At 56.4% G+C, this 346-nt stretch carries 1 pseudogene; it reads right to left on the reverse strand.

From position 1 onward, the window contains the following. Positions 1 to 346, reverse strand: a pseudogene (locus ACTHSP_RS23070) (TonB-dependent receptor); the annotation flags it as partial.

The raw sequence follows: 346 nt of genomic DNA on the forward strand, positions 1-346 counted from the left end.
CGCACGCTGTTGCGGTCGTCAAAGGTGTTGCGGCCGCCGACGCTGCGGATGTCCACCCATTCGTCTTGTTTGCTGCGGAAGTAGTGCAGTCCGGCAAGACCTTTCAGACGGCCTTTGTTTGAAAAATGCAATACCGGCTCCCATTGCAGTTCACGGCCTTTGAGTTCGGCAGGCACGCCTTGCGGGCTGACGGTTATCGGCAGGTGCAGCCGCTCGTTGTGGTAGCGGCCGTAAACCAGTTTGTTTTCCAGTTTCAGATAGTCGTTAAGCTGCCACGATACGTCCCAGATGCCCGATGTCGAGCCGGTTACGAACACGGGCTTTTCTTTTAAAAAACGGCGGCTGG

It is taken from the genome of Neisseria sp. P0001.S005, assembly GCF_051963715.1.